Annotated in this window: 16 protein-coding genes and 1 pseudogene; 5 read left to right on the top strand and 12 right to left on the bottom strand. The window is 59.7% G+C overall.

The features are described 5' to 3' along the window. Positions 1 to 12: 12 nt before the first annotated feature. Together AC07VO_RS20095 and AC07VO_RS20090 are read right to left on the bottom strand one after the other, a co-directional pair. Positions 13 to 324, bottom strand: coding sequence for a cupin domain-containing protein (locus AC07VO_RS20095; protein WP_007936125.1), 312 nt, complete (start codon positions 322 to 324; stop codon positions 13 to 15). Between the two features lie 42 nt (positions 325 to 366). Beyond that, complete coding sequence (locus AC07VO_RS20090; RefSeq protein WP_086945822.1) at positions 367 to 1,560, bottom strand: MFS transporter; 1,194 nt, start codon at positions 1,558 to 1,560, stop codon at positions 367 to 369. A gap of 91 nt (positions 1,561 to 1,651) precedes the next feature. Here AC07VO_RS20090 and AC07VO_RS20085 point away from each other — a divergent pair, with 91 nt between their 5' ends. After that, on the top strand, positions 1,652 to 2,191 hold the full coding sequence (locus tag AC07VO_RS20085; RefSeq protein WP_086945823.1) for a TetR/AcrR family transcriptional regulator: 540 nt from the start codon (positions 1,652 to 1,654) through the stop codon (positions 2,189 to 2,191). Positions 2,192 to 2,350: 159 nt separating this feature from the next. Then, positions 2,351 to 5,821, top strand: coding sequence for a hybrid sensor histidine kinase/response regulator (locus tag AC07VO_RS20080; protein ID WP_086945824.1), 3,471 nt, complete (start codon positions 2,351 to 2,353; stop codon positions 5,819 to 5,821). Positions 5,822 to 6,006: 185 nt separating this feature from the next. Here the strand turns inward: AC07VO_RS20080 and AC07VO_RS20075 are convergent, their stop codons facing one another. Both AC07VO_RS20075 and AC07VO_RS20070 read right to left on the bottom strand, forming a co-directional pair. Then, positions 6,007 to 7,371: a DNA recombination protein RmuC gene (locus AC07VO_RS20075; RefSeq protein ID WP_169342498.1), complete on the bottom strand. Its 1,365-nt coding sequence runs from the start codon at positions 7,369 to 7,371 to the stop codon at positions 6,007 to 6,009. 175 nt (positions 7,372 to 7,546) lie between these two features. Continuing rightward, positions 7,547 to 7,870 carry an SEL1-like repeat protein gene (locus tag AC07VO_RS20070; RefSeq protein ID WP_082920890.1) on the bottom strand — a complete coding sequence of 108 codons (324 nt, stop codon included), beginning with the start codon at positions 7,868 to 7,870 and terminating at the stop codon, positions 7,547 to 7,549. A 992-nt stretch (positions 7,871 to 8,862) separates the two neighbouring features. Here AC07VO_RS20070 and AC07VO_RS20065 point away from each other — a divergent pair. After that, positions 8,863 to 9,087: a hypothetical protein gene (locus AC07VO_RS20065; protein WP_007898912.1), complete on the top strand. Its 225-nt coding sequence runs from the start codon at positions 8,863 to 8,865 to the stop codon at positions 9,085 to 9,087. 405 nt (positions 9,088 to 9,492) lie between these two features. Here AC07VO_RS20065 and AC07VO_RS20060 read toward each other — a convergent pair whose 3' ends face one another. From AC07VO_RS20060 to AC07VO_RS20025, 8 genes are all read right to left on the bottom strand, one after another. Next, on the bottom strand, positions 9,493 to 10,128 hold the full coding sequence (locus AC07VO_RS20060) for a LysE family translocator (protein WP_018925150.1): 636 nt from the start codon (positions 10,126 to 10,128) through the stop codon (positions 9,493 to 9,495). Continuing rightward, positions 10,125 to 10,910, bottom strand: a complete 786-nt coding sequence (locus AC07VO_RS20055; protein ID WP_018925149.1) for an SDR family oxidoreductase — start codon at positions 10,908 to 10,910, stop codon at positions 10,125 to 10,127. The genes AC07VO_RS20060 and AC07VO_RS20055 overlap by 4 nt, the downstream gene beginning before the upstream one ends. Further along, complete coding sequence (locus AC07VO_RS20050) at positions 10,907 to 12,103, bottom strand: ATP-grasp domain-containing protein (protein ID WP_086945825.1); 1,197 nt, start codon at positions 12,101 to 12,103, stop codon at positions 10,907 to 10,909. Before AC07VO_RS20050 ends, AC07VO_RS20055 begins: the two co-directional genes overlap by 4 nt. Continuing rightward, positions 12,100 to 13,356 carry an ATP-grasp domain-containing protein gene (locus tag AC07VO_RS20045; protein WP_086945826.1) on the bottom strand — a complete coding sequence of 419 codons (1,257 nt, stop codon included), beginning with the start codon at positions 13,354 to 13,356 and terminating at the stop codon, positions 12,100 to 12,102. Before AC07VO_RS20045 ends, AC07VO_RS20050 begins: the two co-directional genes overlap by 4 nt. Before the next feature lie 57 nt (positions 13,357 to 13,413). Continuing rightward, positions 13,414 to 14,370 (bottom strand): TauD/TfdA family dioxygenase, encoded by a 957-nt coding sequence (locus AC07VO_RS20040; protein ID WP_064619327.1) that lies wholly within the window; start codon positions 14,368 to 14,370, stop codon positions 13,414 to 13,416. A 141-nt stretch (positions 14,371 to 14,511) separates the two neighbouring features. After that, the gene (locus AC07VO_RS20035) at positions 14,512 to 16,353 is read right to left on the bottom strand and encodes a carbamoyltransferase family protein (protein ID WP_086945827.1); all 1,842 of its coding nucleotides are present in this window, start codon (positions 16,351 to 16,353) and stop codon (positions 14,512 to 14,514) included. Next, a complete protein-coding gene (locus AC07VO_RS20030) occupies positions 16,350 to 18,395 on the bottom strand; it encodes an iron-containing redox enzyme family protein (RefSeq protein WP_086945884.1) in 2,046 nt (681 codons plus the stop codon). The genes AC07VO_RS20035 and AC07VO_RS20030 overlap by 4 nt, the downstream gene beginning before the upstream one ends. 177 nt (positions 18,396 to 18,572) lie before the next feature. After that, positions 18,573 to 19,622, bottom strand: coding sequence for an SGNH/GDSL hydrolase family protein (locus AC07VO_RS20025; RefSeq protein WP_018925142.1), 1,050 nt, complete (start codon positions 19,620 to 19,622; stop codon positions 18,573 to 18,575). A gap of 484 nt (positions 19,623 to 20,106) precedes the next feature. Between AC07VO_RS20025 and AC07VO_RS20020 the strand changes: the two are divergent. After that, positions 20,107 to 20,228 (top strand): annotated as a pseudogene (locus tag AC07VO_RS20020) (phosphatidylcholine/phosphatidylserine synthase); the annotation flags it as partial. Between the two features lie 407 nt (positions 20,229 to 20,635). Continuing rightward, positions 20,636 to 21,118 carry a hypothetical protein gene (locus AC07VO_RS20015; RefSeq protein ID WP_007936111.1) on the top strand — a complete coding sequence of 161 codons (483 nt, stop codon included), beginning with the start codon at positions 20,636 to 20,638 and terminating at the stop codon, positions 21,116 to 21,118. Positions 21,119 to 21,197 lie beyond the last annotated feature (79 nt).

Below are 21,197 nucleotides of genomic sequence, written 5' to 3'. Positions count from 1 at the left end.
GCAGATATAGCATCAGACGCTGCCTTCAGTCTCGATCACCAATATCCTCGCCACGCCCTGCGGATGAGCCACATGTTCGGTGCCCACCGAGGCATAAAAAATATCGCCGACCTCCAGCAGGGTTTCCTTTTCGAGGCCTGCTTCGCGATAACGCATCTGCACCTGACCGTCGAGCACCACGAACACTTCCTGGCCATCGTTGACGTGCCATTTATACGGCTGATCGGTCCAGTGCAAACGGGTGGTGATACCGTTCATGTTGGCGATGTCCAGCGCCGCCCAGGCGCGGTCACCGGTGAAGGATTTGCTGCGGATGATCTTCATGGGTCGGTCCGTCGAAATGAATGGCGGTGCCAAGGCTAACGGTCATCTGACATCGACGCCACAGACTTTGACAGACCGCTCACGAAGCAAGCCGATCAGCGCACCGAGCGACAGGATGATCAGTACCGCGCCGTAACCGTCGGTGGTCGCCACCAGCCCAAAGCTGCGGGTCAGATTACCGGCCAGCAACGACGGCAAGCAGAACGCCAGATAACTGAGCACATAAAACGCCGACATCAACCCGGCCCGCTCATGAGGCAAGGCCAGCGGCACGATGCTGCGCAAGGCGCCAAGGAAACCCGTACCGAATCCGCTGCCCGCCACCAGCGTGCCGAAGAAAAACAATGGCAGGCTGGCGCTGTGGACCGCCAGCAGAATCAGCGCAACGCCTGCGGGCAGCAAGCTCGCGCCCAGCAGCAAGACCTTGTCGGCCGGCCGATTGCGCAAGGTGTAGATCATCGAGGCACCGGTCACCGTCAACACGGCCACCGTCGCACCGCCAATCAGATTCGACGTCGACCCGGTGGCTGTCCGCACCAGAGACGGCGCCAGGGAGGCGAAAAAGCCGCCAAGCGCCCACACCGCGAGGTCAATCGGCAGCACCCGCCACAACATTCGCCGCGCCTGAATCGGCACATGCAGGGTCGGGCGCAGCGAGGCCCAGGCACCCGGTTGTCGACTGACGCTTTCCGGCAGACGCCAGACGTACAGCGCTTGCATCGCAAACAGCGCGAACAACACCCAATAGGTCAATTGCAGCGGCAGGGGCGCAAACTCGGCCAATAATCCGCAACCCATGGCCCCCAGCGCCATGCCCAGCAACGGCGCAACACTGTTGACCATCGGCCCTTGCTGGCGATCGGTGTCCAGCAACGCCGCACTCAAGACGGCGGTGGCCATTCCCGTCGCAAACCCCTGAAGTACTCGCGCACCGATCAACCAGGCGACGCTGTCGGCGTTGATGAACAGCAACATCGCCAGCATATTCAGCAACACAGCGGTAAAAATCACCGGTTTGCGCCCCAGATAATCCGACAGCGAACCGACCGTGAGCAGCGCCGCCAGCAAGCTGAGGGCGTAGACACCGAAAATCAGGGTCAGGGTCGCGGCTGAGAACTGCAGGTGCTCCTGATAGAGGTGATACAACGGGGTCGGCGCGGTGGAAGCGGCGAGAAAACTGAGTAAGGTGATCGCCAGAAACCACAGGCTGGAACGATTTGTCGCTGGAAGAGACATGAGCACACTCCGCAAAAGCTAATTTTTTGCTTTTGCGGAGTGTGCTACTGGTCAGCGCTTAAAGCAAATTCTTTGTGTTAAGGTCCGCCGCATGGCTATTAAAGAAGGTTTACGCCCTGGTGGCAGAAGTGCCAGGGTTCAAGAGTCGATTCATTCGGCTGTCCGCGCGCTCCTCGAAGAGCAGGACCGCGCCTGCGTGACTGTGCCGCAGATTGCTGCCCGGGCCGGGGTGACGCCGTCGACCATTTATCGGCGCTGGGGGGATTTGTCAGCACTGCTCGCTGATGTCGCCCTCGCCCGCATGCGCCCCGACAGTGAGCCGGCCAATACCGGCAGCTTACGCGGGGACGTGCGGGCTTGGGCCGAGCAGTATCTGGATGAAATGAGTTCCGAACCCGGGCGCAACATGATGCGCGACGTGCAATCCAGCGCCACGCCGGGCTATTGCGTGACGATCATTGGCGGGCAGTTGCAGACGATTCTGGATCGCTATCCCGATCAATCGCGGCCAAGTGTCGACCGGCTGATCAATATGGTGGTGGCACCGACGGTGTTTCGCATCCTGTTTGCGGCGCAGGCGCTGGAGGTTGAAGAGTTGCATCGGCTGATCGATATTGCGTTGAGTCAGTAACGCCGCGAAGAGACCCGAAAAGACACCAAAGATCCAACTGACTCCCAACCTGCGACACCCCGCCACGCCACGACCTTGGTCGACACTGACTAACTCAGGCGGTCATGCGAGACTGTCTGGATCGGGCGCAGTCCCGGATGTCTTTTGTCTGGAGTTCCCATGTCGCTGTCCACCGGGCTGATCGCCATTGTCGCCCTGGCCTATATGGCCATCCTGTTCGCCATCGCCTTTTACGGCGACCGTCGCAGCACGCCGCTGCCGCCACGGGTGCGTGCCTGGGTGTACAGCCTGTCGCTGGCGGTTTATTGCACCAGCTGGACGTTCTTTGGCGCCGTGGGCCAGGCAGCCGAACAACTCTGGTCCTTCCTGCCGATCTACCTCGGGCCGATCCTGCTGCTGGTGTGCGCGCCGTGGGTCCTGCAAAAAATGGTGATGATCAGCAAGCAGGAGAACATCACCTCCATCGCCGACTTCATCGCCGCCCGTTACGGTAAATCCCAGTCCCTGGCGGTAGTCGTCGCGCTGATCTGCCTGGTCGGCGTGCTGCCCTACATTGCCTTGCAACTCAAGGGCATCGTGCTGGGTGTAAACCTGTTGATCGGCGCCGGCGCCGACGCCATGGGCACGCGCGCGCAGGACACGGCGCTGATCGTCTCCCTGGTACTGGCGCTGTTCACCATCGTTTTCGGTACCCGCAACCTCGACGCCACGGAACACCACCGCGGCATGGTGCTGGCGATTGCCTTTGAATCGCTGGTCAAGCTGTTCGCTTTTCTCGCGGTCGGCGCGTTCGTGACCTACGGCCTGTACGACGGTTTCGACGACCTGTTCGACCAGGCCATGCTCGCCCCGCGCCTGGAAGAGTACTGGAAGGAAACCATCAACTGGCCGTCCATGGTAGTGCAGACCGGTGTGGCGATGATGGCGATCATCTGCCTGCCCCGGCAGTTCCACGTGACCGTGGTGGAAAACATCGACCCCCAGGATTTACGCCTGGCCAAGTGGGTGTTCCCGACGTATCTGGCGCTGGCCGCGCTTTTTGTGGTGCCGATTGCACTGGCCGGTCAGATGTTGCTACCCAGTTCGGTGCTGCCGGACTCATTCGTTATCAGCCTGCCTCTGGCCCAATCTCACCCTGCCCTGGCAATGCTGGCGTTTATCGGCGGCGCTTCGGCGGCGACCAGCATGGTGATTGTCGCCAGCGTGGCGCTGTCGACCATGCTCTCCAACGACATGCTGCTGCCATGGTTGCTGCGGCGCAACAACGCCGAACGGCCATTCGAAGTGTTCCGCCAGTGGATGCTTTCGGTGCGCCGGGTGAGCATTGTGGTCATTCTGCTGCTGGCCTACGTCAGCTATCGCCTGCTGGGCTCGACCGCGAGCCTGGCGACCATCGGCCAGATTGCCTTCGCCGCCGTGACCCAACTGGCCCCGGCCATGCTCGGCGCGCTGTACTGGAAACAGGCTAACCGCCGTGGCGTGTTCGCCGGTCTGGCCACCGGGACATTCCTCTGGTTCTACACCCTGGTGTTGCCGGTTGCCGCCAACAGCCTCGGCTTGCCCTTGAGCAGTTTTCCGGGCCTGGCCTGGCTGCAAAGCAATCCGCTGAACCTGCCGATCACGCCGCTGACTCAGGGCGTGGTGTTGTCCCTGGCGGGTAACTTCACCTTGTTCGCCTGGGTCTCGGTGCTGTCACGCACACGGGTTTCGGAGCACTGGCAGGCCGGTCGTTTCATCGGCCAGGAAATCAGCCCCCGCCCCAGCGCCCGCTCGATGCTGGCGGTACAGATCGACGATTTGCTGCAACTGGCTGCCCGGTTTGTCGGCGAAGAACGGGCCCGTCAGAGCTTCATCCGTTTCGCCTACCGCCAGGGCAAAGGCTTCAACCCGAACCAGAACGCCGACGGTGAATGGATCGCCCATACCGAACGCTTGCTGGCGGGTGTACTCGGCGCCTCTTCGACTCGGGCGGTGGTAAAAGCCGCCATCGAAGGTCGGGAAATGCAACTGGAGGACGTCGTACGGATCGCCGACGAAACCTCGGAAGTGCTGCAATTCAACCGCGCCCTGCTGCAAGGCGCCATCGAGAACATCACCCAGGGCATCAGCGTGATCGACCAGTCGCTGAAACTGGTGGCCTGGAACCGGCGCTACCTGGAGCTGTTCAACTACCCCGACGGTTTGATCAGCGTCGGCCGACCGATTGCCGACATCATTCGCTACAACGCCGAACGCGGCCTGTGTGGCCCCGGCGAAGCGGAAGTGCATGTCGCCCGTCGCTTGCACTGGATGCGTCAGGGCCGCGCCCATACCTCCGAGCGACTGTTCCCCAACGGCCGAGTGATCGAACTGATCGGCAACCCGATGCCCGGCGGCGGTTTCGTCATGAGTTTCACCGACATTACCGCGTTCCGCGAAGCCGAGCAGGCGCTGACCGAAGCCAATGAAGGCCTTGAGCGGCGGGTCGCCGAACGGACCCACGAACTGTCGCAACTCAACCTTGCCCTGACCGAAGCCAAGGGCACCGCCGAATCGGCCAACCAGTCGAAAACGCGTTTCCTGGCCGCCGTCAGCCATGACTTGATGCAACCGCTGAACGCCGCGCGGCTGTTCTCCGCCGCCCTCTCCCATCAGGAAGAGGGTTTGTCCAGCGAAGCGCAGAAGCTGGTTCATCACCTGGACAGCTCACTGCGTTCGGCCGAAGACCTGATCAGTGATCTGCTGGATATTTCCCGTCTGGAAAGCGGCAAGATCAACCCTGATCGCAGGCCCTTCGTGCTCAATGAGTTGTTTGACACGCTGGGAGCCGAGTTCAAGGCACTTGCTCAGGAACAGGGGCTGAAATTCCGCGTCCGGGGCAGCACGCTACGGGTCGACAGCGACATAAAACTGCTGCGACGGATCTTGCAGAACTTCCTGACCAATGCCTTCCGCTACGCCAGAGGCCCCGTGCTGCTCGGCGTTCGGCGGCGCAACGGCGAGCTGTGCCTGGAGGTCTGGGACCGTGGACCGGGTATTCCGAAAGACAAACAACAGGTGATTTTCGAAGAGTTCAAACGCCTCGACAGCCACCAGACCCGGGCCGAGAAAGGCCTGGGCCTGGGGCTGGCGATTGCCGATGGACTGTGCCGCGTGCTCGGTCACACTTTGCGCGTACGCTCCTGGCCGGGGCGCGGCAGTGTATTCAGTGTCAGCGTGCCGTTGGCTCGGGCACAAGCCGCGGTGCCGGCCAAGGTTGCCGAACTCAATGGCCATTTGCTCGGCGGCGCACAGGTGCTGTGCATTGATAACGAGGACAGCATCCTGATCGGCATGAACAGCCTGCTCACGCGCTGGGGTTGCCAGGTCTGGACCGCGCGCAACCGTGATGAATGCGCGACGCTGCTCAACGACGGGATGCGCCCGCAGTTGGCGCTGGTGGATTACCACCTGGACGATGGCGAGACCGGAACCGACTTGATGGCGTGGTTGCGCACGCAATTGGGCGAGCCGGTGCCGGGGGTGGTGATCAGCGCCGATGGACGGCCGGAGACCGTGGCCCAGGTGCATGCAGCGGGCCTGGATTACCTGGCCAAACCGGTGAAGCCGGCGGCGTTGCGGGCGTTGTTGAGTCGGCATTTGCCGTTGTAATAAATGCGTCTGGCTAGCCCAGAACCCGTGGCGAGGGAGCTTGCTCCCGCTAGACTGCGCAGCAGTCGCAAAACACGCAACGCGGATTGCTTTACGGGAAACGGGGGCTGCTGCGCAGCCCAACGGGAGCAAGCTCCCTCGCCACAGCAAGCCCCCTCGCCACAGATGCCATCGAAAAAGATGGCTTATTCGGGCAACTCGGCCAAGCCATCGACATCCGTCATGGCCCGCTCCAGCAGGTCCGCCGGCAAGCTCTTGCTGGCCCGCGCGCCAAGCAATTTGAGCTGTTCGCTGCGACTGACCAGGTTGCCACGGCCTTCTGTCAGCTTATTGCGGGCAGAGCTGTAGGCTTTGTCCAGTTGCTGCAAGCGATTGCCAACCTCATCCAGATCCTGAATGAACAACACGAACTTGTCGTACAGCCACCCGGCGCGCTCGGCGATTTCCCGAGCGTTCTGGCTCTGGCGCTCCTGCTTCCACAGGCTGTCGATGACCCGCAAAGTGGCCAGCAACGTGGTCGGGCTGACGATCACGATGTTGCGGTCGAAGGCCTCCTGAAACAACGTCGGCTCTGCCTGTAACGCCGCGGAAAACGCCGCTTCGATCGGGACGAAAAGCAGGACGAAATCCAGGCTGTGCAACCCGTCGAGCCGCTTGTAGTCCTTGCCGGCCAGGCCTTTGACATGATTGCGCAGGGACAGCACGTGCTGCTTGATGGCGATCTGGCCGATGCCGTCGTCTTCGGCGGCCACATATTGCTGATAAGCCGTGAGGCTGACCTTGGAATCGACCACGACCTGCTTGTCGCCAGGCAGGTAAATAATCACATCCGGCTGGAATCGCTCACCGTCCGGCCCCTTCAGATTGACCTGGGTCTGGTACTCGCGCCCCTTCTCCAGGCCCGCGTGTTCAAGCACCCGCTCAAGAATCAGTTCACCCCAGTTGCCTTGGGTTTTCTGCCCTTTCAAGGCGCGGGTGAGGTTGGTGGCTTCGTCGCTCAGGCGCAGGTTCAGTTGTTGCAGACGCTCCAGTTCCTTGGCCAGGGAAAAGCGTTCGCGGGCTTCGGCCTGATAACTTTCCTCGACGCGCTTTTCGAACGACTGGATGCGCTCCTTCAACGGATCGAGCAATTGCCCCAGACGCTGCTGACTGGTTTCGGCAAAACGCTGTTCGCGCTCGTCGAAGATCTTGCCCGCCAGCTCGGCGAATTGCGCTCGCAGTTCGTCTCGCGAGCCTTGCAGGTCGTTGAGGCGCTGCTGATGGCTTTCCTGCTGCTCACGCAACTCGGCGTTGAGGGAGGCAGCCTGAGCGTCCAGGCGACGCAACTCAGCTTCTTTGCCGGCACGTTCGATGTTCCAGGCGTGGGCTGCGTCGCGGGCATCGTCGCGTTCGATCTGCAGCAATTCGACTTCACGGCGCAGGGCTGCCAGATCGGCTTGTTTGGCGGCGTTGGCCTGGCTCAGGTCAGCGACTTCATCACGGCAGGTGTCGAGCTGGGCGTTCAAGCCATCCTGCGTCAGCTGGGCCATGGCCAGGCGCTCTTCCAGCAATGCCAGTTCGGCCTGCCCCGTACTCGCCCGACGCTGAAGTTGCCAGGCCAGTACCAGCAACGGCAGTGCAGCGCCCGCCAGCCCCAGCAATGCGCTGGTCAAGTCCATCGCCATAGCCACTCCTGCCGATTAGATAAAGCGTGAAGGTTAACCAAGGCGTCAGGTCTTGGACAGCTCAGTCTTCGATCAGGCCGAGTTCCTGCTGGGCGCGTCGGTCCCCTGCGCGCGCAGCCTGGCGCAACAGGTCCTGGCCAATACGGCGATCCCGGGCATTCCCGCATTCGCGGCACATCAATTGGCCGAGGCGGCTTTGCGCGGCCACTACGCCTTCACGGGCAGGTTGCTTGAGTAAACGTCCGGCGAAGTGTTTGACGTTGGGGTTTTCGCCCAGGCGCGGGCTGTCCAGTAGCCACTCGGCCACACGCATCGAAAAGCGCTTGGGTGGGTTAATGCTGGAGGGTGCTGAGGCAGGAGAGACTGGTACTGAGCGAAACTTCATAAAGCACTGTGGGGCAGATCGGAAGGCGCGCCACTCTACTCTTTTTTTCGCACAGGTAAAGTCGAGAAAAGCCTGCACGCCCGTCCTAGAGCAAGCGCTCGGGACAATCCACAGAAGCTGTGGATAACTCAGTGGACAACCGCCCTTGAAGTCGCGCAAAGCCGTGTGGAATGGGGCTCGCAGTCAAACTGACGATTTTTTCACCAGTAAAAAAAAGCGATGTTTTTCATTGACTTAAATTTTCGTTACAGGCACCCACCCTCGGTGAAGCGAGGATGACAGTGGGATGACAGTCCGCGCAACTAATGTGCACAAGTACCTGCGAGGCGGTTATATCGGTGCGCTTTTTCGGCGCGTTTTTACGGTGACGCCTGGGGATAAACCCGGCAACCCGCGCCGCAGATTGATCCTGGCTCGATCGCCCTCTCGGATCAACGGCCGTTTTTTGGGCAATTGCGGGGCACGTGTCGGCCGATGACATTTTCCGACAGCACTTGCGGATGTGGTCGGCCGGCACTTCAGTGTTTTTTTGCGAGCAGGCTTCCCTTCGGCCATTCAATCCGTTAGTATCCGCGGCGTTAGTACCAAGCTGAAAGTCAATTCTGGTCGAACAAATCCCCCCGGTCAGCCTTCCCTGAGAGAAGCCTTCACCGACAAAGCGGGATCGACCACCTCGATGGTTTCCAGGTAAATCTTGCGTCAACACAGCCTTTGAATCGAAAGCAAAGGGTGTTGCGAAGTTCACTTACTCTGACCGAACCAACCTGCAAATTGATCAGGATCTTCACCCCGGGCCCAGAACCTTTGCCCCTGATGTGTTGCCTGCCCTCCTAAGTACCTACCTGCCAGCCCAAGCGCGCCAACTTATCAGCGCTTCAAACTGGCTGCTTTGTTCCAGTCGGGTTCTTCGTTCGACCAATGGTGGTCGTCGTCACTGGAACGTTTTAATTTTGCACGGTTCTTATCCGTGTCGCTTGTAGGAACACCCGATTATGTCTACTCAAATCCACACTCAGGATGCCATTCGCACCCTAACCAACGCTTTTGCTCCAATGAACTGCCTGATCATGGCCGCTCGCAAAGGCTGCTTCAGCTTCACTCTGGTCAACGAACACGGCATCGCTCGTCACAGCGAACGCCTGTACCCCGATCAATACTCCAGCGCCGAGCCGCTGCAGGCTGTGATCGAGCGTACTCGCCAGGCACTGGTTGCCTGAGACGCCAGAAAGGCTGAAAACCTCAAAAGCCCTGCTGAAAAGCGTAATGCTGCTCACTTAAGCGGAGCAGCCTTACGGTCCACTGGAAACCGGGGCTTTGATATTTTCACCGTCCCTGGCCTTGAAGGCCTTGGACGGTGATTCAGAAACACCCCTCCGATACCGGTTCTTAACCCTGCCAATCATCCGTCTGTACCTGAAATCGGGTTGTCCGCGGCCATCACGATCAGTTGCACGGCAATGTCCCCGCACAACCGCCGGATCTACGCACAAGATTACGCCCATGCTGGGCGCACCATAAAAATCCGATGCCAGAGGTCTGGCATCGGATTTTCGAGGAAGTCCGGCTGAGGCTCAAATACTCAAGTGAACAGCATTACGGTCAGGCGAAACACTCGCTCCCTATCAGGTGAGCGGTTTGCGCAGCAGGATATCGACCGCGAAGACGCCCAGGACAGTCCCGGACACCCAGCGTTGGGTGCGCATGGCAGAAGGTCGCTTGGCCAGGAATCCACTGACCCGGGAGGCGGCGAGAACGATCATGCCGTTCACGGTGACGGCAATGGTGATCTGTACCAACCCCATCTGGATGAATTGCTGGAAGGTAGATCCTGCGGAAGGGTCGATGAACTGCGGGATCAGCGCGGAATACATCAGCGCAATCTTCGGATTCAGCAGGTTCGTCACAAGCCCCATGGTGAACAGCCGTCTCCGCGAGTGAGGTGGCAGCTCCCGCGCCTCGAAGGGGGAACTCCCCCTGGGCTTCAGCATGTTCCAGGCCAGATAGCCCAGATAAAATGCGCCTGCGATCCTGACGACATCGTAGGCGACTGGCACTGCCTTGAACAAAGCGGCCAGTCCCAGTCCCGCCGCCAACAAGTAGCACACGAAGCCTAGCGCCACACCCGCCAGCGAAATCATCCCGGCCAGCCGCCCCTGGGAAATCGCCCGCGAGGTCAGGTAGACCATGTTGGGACCCGGTGTCAGCACCATGCCCAAGGAGATGATGGCCACACCGGCCAGGCTTTCCAGCGCCATCATTGGCGTGCTCCATCGTTCAAAGGGGATGTATCGGCCCGCTGCGGCTCGAACCAGCCGAGGCTGCCGCGGAACAGCGCATGCTGAGCACGCTGTGCCACTGGCCGAACCACGATTTCATCGACATTAACATGTGCAGGCTGATCGGCAACCCAAGCCACAACCTGGGCGACATCGTCCGCGCTCAAAGGCCGGTCGACATCCTTGTAGAGGGCACTGACCCGTTCGGCGTCGCCGCGAAAACGATTCAAGGAAAACTCTGGCGTATGCACCATGCCGGGGAGCACTTCGGTGATGCGCACCGGTATACCCTTCATCTCCAGTCGCAAGGAATGGGTCAGTGCGCGCTGGGCACTCTTGGCCGCGCAATAGCCGCCTCCCCCCTCATATCCGGCTAGCGCAGCCGTTGAGGTGATATTGATGATGCACCCTTGGGACGCGATGAGCCGAGGCAATAGCAGTTGGGTCATCCGCAAAGTCCCAAGGACGTTACTGTTGAACATGTTCGTCCAGTCCTCGGCACTGGCCGCGTCTACCCCATCCAGGCCGATCGCCCCGCCCGCACAGTTCACCAGAAGATCGCACTCGAAAACCTGCACCAAGTCCTCCTCTCGCGCCTGTGTCACATCCAGCACAATGGCGCGTCCGCCGGTTTCGCCGGCAATCTGCTCGAGCCGATCCCCCCTGCGCGCCACAAGGAATACCCGCCAACCACGACTGGCCAAGGTACGAGCGCATGCCTCGCCAATGCCACTGCTTGCACCGGTAACAACTGCTGTTTTCAAGATTGAGCTCCCCATGCTTCGGATAACTGTTCGAAGATCTTCCCCACGTCACGTACCAGCGCGGGACGATCGAAGCTGCGCAGCCGAAGGCGCGTGCCAGCGCCCTCATAAACACCGCTGGCGAAGCGATCCAGGTTCTGCGGCTGAGCCCAGTACAGGGTACCCAAGCCTTCACGCGGCGAGCTGTTGCGGCGGGCGATCACCCATGCCCCCCGCTCGCGGTGCAATGGCCTGCCCTCCTTGCTAAGGCTGCGCGCAAGGTCCCGGTAGCGGGTAGACGCCCCGGTCTGGATTTCCCAAGCGATCCCCAGCAGGTCGATATCCCTCACCTCTCGCCAGAGGAACGGGATTTCGGCGCCACCGACCCGGGCACCGATTTCCAGGAACAGCAATTTGTCATCCAGGTCGAACAGTTCGAGGTGGAAGACGATTTCTCGCTCAGGCGCGAAGACCGCCAGCAGTTGTTCGACGCGCCCCGCAATCCGCCGTTCGTTGTCGCCCTCCTCGAGTTCGATACTGCCCAGCGGGCTATCCGGACCGAAATCGGCACAGCTGTTCACATAACGCGACGCCGTGACTACCACAATCCGTTGCCCATCCCACCAGCCGTCAACGTGCAGGATGGGGGCCGCGCAGCAAGCCTGGACCATCATCGGCTCCTTGGCCTGCCCGATCTGATCAAGATCCCTTGGGCCGCGAAGAAACTTTACGCCGCGACTCGCCGTGCCGTAGCGCGGCTTGAGCACCAGCGGATAGCCGTGTTCAGCAGCCAGTCGCTCCACCGCTTCGCGGGAATCGGCAGGCGAAGCAGGCAACACGCCGATCGACGATTGCCGGCCTGCGACCTCCAGCATGGTGAGCTTGTCGCGGAACCGCTCGGTCCACGCGACAAGATCTCCCGGTACCTGCCATCGCTCACGGATAGAAGCCGCATTGAGCAGGTCGCCCTCATTGAGGGCAACCACCAGCGCTGGAACCCCATGTTGCTCGACCAGACGCTCGGCCTCAGCCATGACCGCCTCAGCATCGTCCAGTGAGACGAGCACCGAGCTTGACGCCAGGCGCTCGCTCGGCAGGGACGCGCAGGATTCGGGCGTACAGATCGCCCGAATCTGCATTCCTGCCGGCAGTTCGTATCGGTCGTATAGCGCTTGGCTACCGACCCAACGGTGCAAGCAGAGGACATATTTCATGCCGTGGGATCCACGATGAAGTTGACCGCCGCTACCAGTTCGTCACCGATACGCACGGCATCCTCGCGCGAGGTGCCTGTTGCCAGGACATACCCTGAAACGCAGTCGGCAACGGTGTCGAGCGGTGGAATCGTATCGCCCTCATGCTTCTGGATGACTACGGCACGCTCGGCTGCGCCCAGTTCGAACAGGAACGGCAAGAACACCCGTGGAGTCTCGCCTGACTTGGTATGGCGCACATCGACGTCAGGCTTGAGATCGAGCTCGACCTTTCTGACCTTGCCAGGTGTCGGTACGAAGAACTGGATCGCGGCACCCGCTTTCGGCTCGGGCGACACTTGCGGCAGAGTGTCGATACCCAGCGGCACAGTCAGGAACATGCGGTTCAGGTCCAGGCCGAACGCACGCCGCACCAGTTCAGGGGCACCCGAGCCCGCCAGGCGAGCATGGGATTCGAGTACACGAGGCCCCTTGGGGGTCAGCACGAACTCGCTATGGGAGGGCCCCTCTTCCAGTTCTACCGCGTCGAGCAGGCGGCAGGTCATTTCCTTCAGCTCGCTCAGCCATTTCCTGGCCTCGGTGCTCGGCGTGCTGACTTCCCACTCAACGTATTTGTCGTTCATGCGGTACTGGGAGTAACCAATGGGAAGGTGGCGCCTCTTGAACGAGAAGGAGTCGACGCTGACGACCGGCCCCTCCAGGTACTCCTCGATGATAATGTGCTTGACGTCGGCATCCTGAAGCGCCTGCCAGGCCTTGGAAGCAGAGGCTGCGTCATCGCAGGGATGGATATGCAGGCTGGCCACGCCTTCGGCGGGCTTGAGAACCGACTTGCCATGCTCTTTGACGAACGCGACGGCATCCTGCGCACTGGTGACATGGCGATAGGCAACCGGGCTCAGGTTGTGCTCGACCAGCAACTCGCGCATGGCCACTTTGTCCTTGAGCAGGCGCGCAGTCTTATAGGAAACCCCGGTGAGACCGAAGTGATCGACCACTTTGCCCGTTGACTCGCCTGCCACTTCGGTAGTGGTCATGATGCGATCGAACGGACGGTCGCGGTGCAGGGGCTCGAGGACCTTGATGATGGCCTCGGCGTCGTCAATCCTGGCATGCACCACCTGTTCGCAATGGGCGAGGATTTCCTGCTCGTAGTCACCCTCCTGATGCACCAGCACTACGTCGATGCCCAGCTCCTTGGCACCGTGAATGGGCGAGGGACGACCACCGACTACTGCGATACGCTTATTCATGCATGAACTCCCTGTCTACTGTGATGTTTGTTGTGTGATGGTTCTTGAAGCAAAGGCTCAACTGCCGTACACCCGGCGCAGCCAGCGCGCCTTGCCGTTGAGCAGAGGCTGGAACGCCTTGCGCCGGTGCAGCACGCGGGCATTTTTGAAAATGAAGAAGTCGCCTGGTTGCAACACCACCTCTATACCCTGGGCATCGCGCAGGCACTGGCGCAGGAGCCCAAGTGCCTTTTCGCTGTCCAGGTCGAGGGCGGCCACGATGCCATCGTCAAAGCGCAGGCGATAACCGCCCTCGTCGTGCTCCAGCACCGGCAGCACCCTCGGCTGGCCATCGAAGCCCTCGTTGGAGGCAGGGGCACCAAAGGTGTAGGCAGACTTCTGCAACTGGGCGATCGCCCAGCCGGGCAGCTTTGAAAGGACATGATCCACACAAACAATGTCGGTGGAGGCGCCTTCAAAGTTGCGCACGGCGGTAAAGGCCAAAAAGTTCGGCACGGCGGTCGCGACATTTCGGCTTTGATCGGCGAAGGGCCAGTTGGGATTGTCGGTGTGCCAGAAAAACTCCACATCCGCGCCCCAAGAGCTGGTGGTGCCCGCGGCCTCCGGAACCGGAACGACGTTTCTGACCAGCTTGCCGAAGTTCTCATACTCGACTGCATGCGGCCTGACACCCAGCAGCCGCAACATGCCAAAGTGCAGCAGATCGAAGTCAAGAACACACTCGGCGTTGGGCAGGAAACCATTGCGCGGCGTCGCGACGTCCGTAGAGAGCGAAATGCCTCTGATGAGCAGCGCTTTGTGCGGGCTGTCAGGAAATGCGCGAATTGCCTCGACGATGTCCCGGCCCAACACTGTGCCGAGCCAGTCCCCGCCGACTGCTCCCACACTCTCAGCGCAGTGCGGCGTTTCGGCCAGCCTCACGCGACAGCCCTCCAGCCCGGTCAGGTCGGGATCATTGACGACCACCACCTGTACCAATGAAGCCTCCTGAACATCCATGGCCATGACGCTCATGATTTGCGGTTCAGGTATGAGGTGACCTTGGGGTCCGGCTGATGGGCGAACGCCTTGGTTCGTCGGATAAACATCCCCAACGGCAGGATCAGGTAGAGCAGAACATAATCCATAGTGCACCTTCCCTAGTGTATGAAAGAGTTAATCCAGCGGTACTGTCTCGCGCCAGTCGACCGCCTCCTCGAACTGAGGCTGCTCCGATTTATCGAGGTAGAAGTCGCCAATCGCCAGCACATCCATGTTGGTACGCATGAAGCAGCGATAGGCTTCGAACGGCGTGTTCACAATCGGCTCACCGCGCACGTTGAACGAGGTGTTGACCAATACAGGACACCCTGAACGCTGATAGAAGTGTTCAAGCAGCGCCCGGAACCGCGGGTTGCGCTCCCGGTCAACGGTCTGCACCCTTGCCGAGAAGTCCACGTGGGTGATTGCCGGCAGATCGCTACGCACCAACTTGAGCAAGTCGATCCCGGTAAGCCGCGCACTCTCCTGTGGGATCGCCTTGCGAATGCCCGTTGCAATGGGCGAGACCACCAGCATGTAGGGGCTTTCCTCGACGATGTCGAAGTAGTCTGCCGCTTTTTCCTCAAGCACCACGGGAGCGAAGGGGCGGAAGGACTCGCGGAACTTGATGCGCAGGTTCATGTTTGACTGGGTGTCCGAGCGGCGCGGATCACCCAGGATCGAACGGCTGCCAAGCGATCGCGGACCGAACTCCATTCGCCCCTGGAACCAGCCGATGACCCCGCCGTCCTCGATGCTGGTGCTCACCCGCTGGTCGAGCTCTTCCGGCGAAAGCCTGTGAAAAACAGCGCCGCAGGCTTCCAGTTCGTCCCTGATCTGCTCTTCGCTGTACTCCGGCCCAAGCAATGCTCCGCTCATGCCATCACGCACGCCAGCAGGCAGTTCGCGGCTTGCTACGCCGCGATACTTGCGGTCAGTCAGCAGCGCGGCGCCCAGCGAGCCACCCGCATCGCCAGCCGCCGGTTGCACCCACAGACGGTCGAATATCCGCTCACGCGAGATCACGCCGTTGGCTACGCAGTTGAGGGCAACGCCCCCGGCCATGCACAGTGCGGTCTCGCCAGTGAGCTCACGGGCGGTCTTGGCCAGGCGCGAAACGACGATCTCCGTGACTTTCTGCACCGATGCGGCCAAATCGAACTCGCGATCGGTAAGGGGGGCCTCGGGCAAGCGCCGGGGGCCACCGAACAGCTGCTCAAAGGCATCGCCCGTCATAACCTGGCCTTTGATGAACTCAAACTTGGTCCAGTCGAGCCTGAAGCTGCCATCGGGCTTCACATCGATCAGATGCGAGAGGATCGTGTCGACGTAATGGGGCTTGCCATATGGCGCAAGTCCCATGAGTTTGTATTCGCCGGAGTCCACCTTGAAGCCGCAGAAATAGGTGAAGGCCGAATAAAGCAGGCCCAGCGAATGGGGAAAGGACAACTCGGCAACCAGCTTTATACCTTCTGGCCTGCCGTGCCAGATGGTGGTCGTCGCCCACTCGCCGACACTGTCGATACACAGGATCGCGGCGCTCTCGAAAGGACTGGGGAAAAATGCCGATGCAGCGTGGGACTCGTGGTGACCATGCACTTCGATTCGGCGACCGTCCCGGTCTCCCATCGCTCTGAGATGACGCACGACCTCACGGTCCATCCGGCGCTTGGTTGATAGCCATTCGCCAAGCACCGGTGCGTAGGTGCGCGCTGCCGAAAGCCCGGCCACGGCGGCCGTCGAGAGTACCCGACGGAACTTCAGTGCCGGGTCTTCGTAATAGGCGACATGGTCGACATCGGCCAGGTTTATACCTGCGTTCCTCAGGACGTACTCGATGGCCTTGCGTGGGAAACCCGGGTCATGCCGTATCCGGCTGAAACGCTCTTCCTGGGCCGCGGCAACGATCTTGCCGTCCACTACCAGAGTGGCCGCGCTGTCGTGATAAAAGGCAGAGATGCCAAGCGTAATCGTCATAGCAGCGACCTCACTTTTTCGCGAAACTTATCCAGCATTGTTTGCTCCCTGGGTGGATTGAGCGCGACGAATCCATTACGGACGCGCGCCCAGAGTTCATCACGGTCACTACGAGAAAAAGCACAAAGGTAGGTATCCAGACTCGCGGCAGCCCATGCCGTATGCCCGGTGGAGATGTTGTCGATGGAGTTGTGCAGATCGACGAACATCGTCGGATAGCCATAGGCAACCAACGCCTTGTGGGTACGCCGATAACCGCCCCCTACTCCGGATAGCTCCATCGCCAGGTTCAGCCCGAGAATCTCCGGGCAGTAGGTTTGGGGATATCGCCCGATAGACAACCAGAACACGGGCAGCTCGAAGTTCTCGTCGTTGAAGCAAGCGGCGTTGGCGTATCCAGGGTCGGCGGTGGCCGGCAACTCGCCATGTACTGCCTTGAGCAGATGGCGGTAGATGACGGGATGGTTCTGCGCCTCGATTCCGTTGCCCAACTCATCGAAAAGCGTTTCGAACAGTCTGCTGCCGTACGCCGTGGAGGCTACCGCCGGGTGGGCGAACCCGGCCAGCCAGGCCCCGTCGATCATTGTCAGCGGCGCCAGGGACAGGATATCGGCGACCACCTCATCGCGAGACGGCAGCTCTTCGTCCTGCTCCAGTGCCTGGTTGGAAGCTTCATGCTGGCCCTGCAACCACTGCTGCAAGACACCGGGAGCCCAACGCTCCGGCAACGAGCAATACCCCTTGGTGACGCCACGGGCGGCCCTGGCCAGCCAGCTCTTCACGTAGTGACCGGCATAGGATTCCTCCGACGGCGTGAGCTCTATTCGCAACAGGCGCGGGTAGGCCTGTCGCGGGCTGAATCTGGCGACCAACGCTTGGGTTTCAGCAACCTCGCGAAGAGCCCCGGCGAGTTTGCCGTCGTCTTTCCATGCCTGGAAAGCCGGGGTCTGCCTGGGCGCATCGGAATAAGGCAAGCCGCAGATCCAGCGGTGAAGAATGGCAATATCGTCGCGACTGAAGATTCGGAACATCTTGCCCCGCGGCGAAATCAGGCTGGTGAGCAGTGGACTCGATTCCGGCCTGCCCGCCCGCACGTAAGCGCTGGCGGCAAGATGGTCGAGAAACTTCAAGGAGTCGTCGACTGCGAGCAAGGGCTTCATCGGCACCTTATTCAACTGAGTCTTGTCATGGTATTGACAAGCATCCAGCCGACGTCGGCTGATCAGGTGGCGCGCCGCCTCTCTCGGATCGAGCCAACGCTCAAGCACATCGAGCAGCGCTTCGTTCATCTCCTCGGCCTGTCGGCGCGCCCACAGGTAGCCTTGGCGTACCCCATCGTTTCCGGCAGCGCCCATTTGCACGAGAAATTCCCGGACTGCCGTTTCGGCGAGCACGGCAAGATCGTCGGCACTACCAGCGGGGTCGCGACGCAGATCGAGAAACTGTCGAGCGGACGGCTCGTTATGGGCGATGAACTCAAACGAGGGCAACAGCCCACAATGACGCAGGTAAAGGTTGATCCCCAGGATCTGGGCCGTCAGCGACTCCGGAAAATGCCCCAATACGAGCAGGGTCGAGGCAAAGTTGAAGGCTCCGTCCGAGATCCTTGGGTCGGCCACTGCTCGCAAGAGATCTTCGCCAGCATCTGCCAGCGCGTGCTGACGCAGCAATTCCAGGTAGCGCTGGATACGACTGGCCCCTGGCTGACCGGCACCCACATCCGCCGCATGGATACTAAGCGCTGCCATGGCATGGCGTGCTTCATTATTCCAGCTGCCGCACACCCCATGAATCAGGTGCTGACTGCCGATCAGAAAGGGAGCCGACTCCAACGCCGCCTTGGCACGCAACGCCTGGGCATCCGCTTCGTTCCCCTCGATTGTCTGTACCAACCTTCGGAATCCGTCGCGCAACGGCCCAAGCCGCTCGCATGCAACACTCGCCAGCCCCGCCAAAGCCGCCGGGCTGGTGAAGTCGACGTCTACCAAGTCCGTCCCATGCACCTCACCCAGGCAAGTGCGCAGGCTGACCGGCGTGAACATGCGCCTGGCCTCTCCCCCGGTCTCTGCCCCGAGGAAGCTGGAAAAGATTTGCCTATTAGTCTTCATCAGTGCATTGGATATATGGAGGAATTGTTTTTCTTCTTGGCTTTTTTCTTTTTCTTGAACAAAGAACCAAGTGCCTTGCGAATTCGCTTTAACATAGAGCCCCCTAAATTTTCATTGCAGGTATCGATGAATGGCGCGTGCTACGACATCACTGCCAAGGTCGGTAAAGTGCGCGCGATCAACGTATAACCATTCATCATCCGGACGCTCTCTAAAATCATCGATCAAACTGGCAAATCGAATACCCAAGTCATGACAACTGTTGGCCAGACTATCGGCGTAATATTCCGCGACCGTGGGGGCGGATATATCGCCATATAAATGCTGCCAGGTACCAAACCGGGAAATCTGATCAAGCTCATTGAACAGCTTCTGTTCTTCGGCACACGGCGTTCTTACCCAAGTCGCCAAGGGCTGGAGAACAAACGTAAGTTCTGCACCCAAAGAATCCGCGAGGCGTTTCCAGGTAGTCAGACAATTCATGGTGTCTTGCAGAGCGCGTACCAGAGTTTGCGAAACAGGCGGAACCTCAGTCGTTTCGGCCGGCCATTTTGGAAGTTTTCCAGGCGGCAGTTCTGCACCATTTTCCTCAGCAATTTCATCAAACTTTTCGTAATAGTCACCGCAGAAGTAGAACGGTGGCAGATCACCTCGAATGAACTCAGGAAGACGCGCCATGACCAGAGTATTGAAGCCGCCCATGATCACGATGCGTCGCACTTTGGGCAGTCGATGAGCATGCAGCACGAACAGCATCAATTCCTGGGTCGCATTAAAGGTATGCCCCGCGAAATTCAGCCATGGCGTAGCATCGGGATCATGCGTGGACAGGCGGCTCGCTACCGAGGCGGCATCACTGGAAGCCCCGTAACCCAAGGCTGACGATGCCCCGACCAGTAAATTCACCTCTGATAGCGTGCTGGCCTCGAGGGTGCCGACACTGACCGGCCGACCTTGCGCATCATAGGCCAGGCGAAATCCGAGCCGATCGGTATTGATCGCTTCCGAACGGTAATCGGCGGCATTGAAACCCATCACATAAGGCAAGTACTGGGAACGACTGCGACTGGCGAATTGATCGTAGGTGAGCATCTGGGGTGTTAACTTCACACGTTCCAGACTGGGATCATCCAGCGCAATGCGCTTGCGTCTTTTAAACATGGCCAAGCCACTCCTTTAGCGAGAATCGGAATTCCATTTGATCAGCCAACTTTTTTTGGGACGAACGTCTATTTCGATTATTCAATATCGAAAGTGCGAACCTGCCAATAACGGCCCACAGCAAGCCAGGCACCATAAGTTTGGGATATCAACAATCCAAACTGTTAGATGCATGAAGGTCGAGATTAATTAAAACCGTGCGCGAGCAAAATAATTCACAGCACAATGCGACGAGGCGGGAAATTCAGTGATGATTTTTGCGAGGTGCAATTTGAAGGTATTGCAGACTGCAATACGCTGATACGGATAGCTTCCATGCATTGTATCTTCCTTCTTACTTTTATTCTTTTTGGCCCATCCGAGGGGCTCATGCGATCGATTCTAGACATTGGATCCCAAATGTCAAATGAAGCACCTGCATTTTATCCAAGAAAAAAAATATTCATGAAAAGGCGCGTAAATCAACAAACCCTATGAATGCCCGATCAAGTTGCCTGACGACACCCTGCTGCTGACCGTGTCGCTGATTCTGGTGTCGTCGCTGTTTGCTTTTGCAATGTCAACATGAAGAGCTAGGACAACTCCTTCCAGGGCTTCGCCGCCACGTAGAACGTGGTTGCACTGTGCCTTTACATCATCGACCCGTCGCCGTCGCGTACGCCGGCTCCTGAGCACCTTCCTCCACCCCCCCATAGAGTGAGTCGCGTCTGCACCGTCCAAGGCCTTCCAGGCCAAGGACGGTAAGGCGGCTCCGCTTAGGTGAACAGCATCACCCTGAAAAGCGGGGTTTTTATCGCCCGATATTTCTCTTTTAGCCGCCATTGCCTAAGCACCAACCGATATAACGGTTATAACTCGAAGCCGGAAATATTTTAAAAACAGTCCTTTACAGCAAAATAATGACACTACACTTCAACTCAAGCGGCTTGATCCGCTTACGGCGAGCCTGATTCGATCCACAGCTGCCAAGGCCTCTTCAGGTATCGCCGACCACTTGATGTTTCGAGGGCTTTATGGGTATCGCTGCCAGCGAACTGTGCCGTTATGTGATCCGTCCGACATTGATCTACCTCGGGCGCCATAGCGCGACTGCCGAATCCCTGCTGCTGGGCATCGCCGCCAGTCAGTCAGCCCTTGGTTCAGCCCTGCATGACCGCCGTGGACACGGCTTGTACCGGATCGCCGAGCCCCGCCACCAGGCCCTCTGGGATCACTACCTGGCCCTGGACCCGGAGCGGGCGAGCCTGGTTCGCGGCCTGGCCAGCCAGCATGCTTTTCTCAGCGGGCCGCACCTGGAATTGACCGTCAACCTGCGTTATGCCACAGCCATCGCCTGGCTGCTGGTAGAAGAACAGAACACTCCCCTCCCCGCCTCCGATGACTTGCTGGGAATGGCCCGAATCTGGCGCCAGACCTTCCAGCCCCAAGGTCGTTTGCGAGACTTCACCTACGCCTGGCAAACCTGTGTTTCATCGTTGAATCAGGTCGCCTGCTGATTCACCCATTTCAGAAGATCGCCCAACAGGTCGCGATTTTGGTCGGATTGTCCTACAAAACCGCTCTAAATCAAGCAAT

This window comes from Pseudomonas sp. GW821-FHT03E01, from assembly GCF_059420765.1.
Note: the sequence above shows the minus strand (reverse complement) of the source record. Positions and strands in the feature narration are given on the sequence as shown.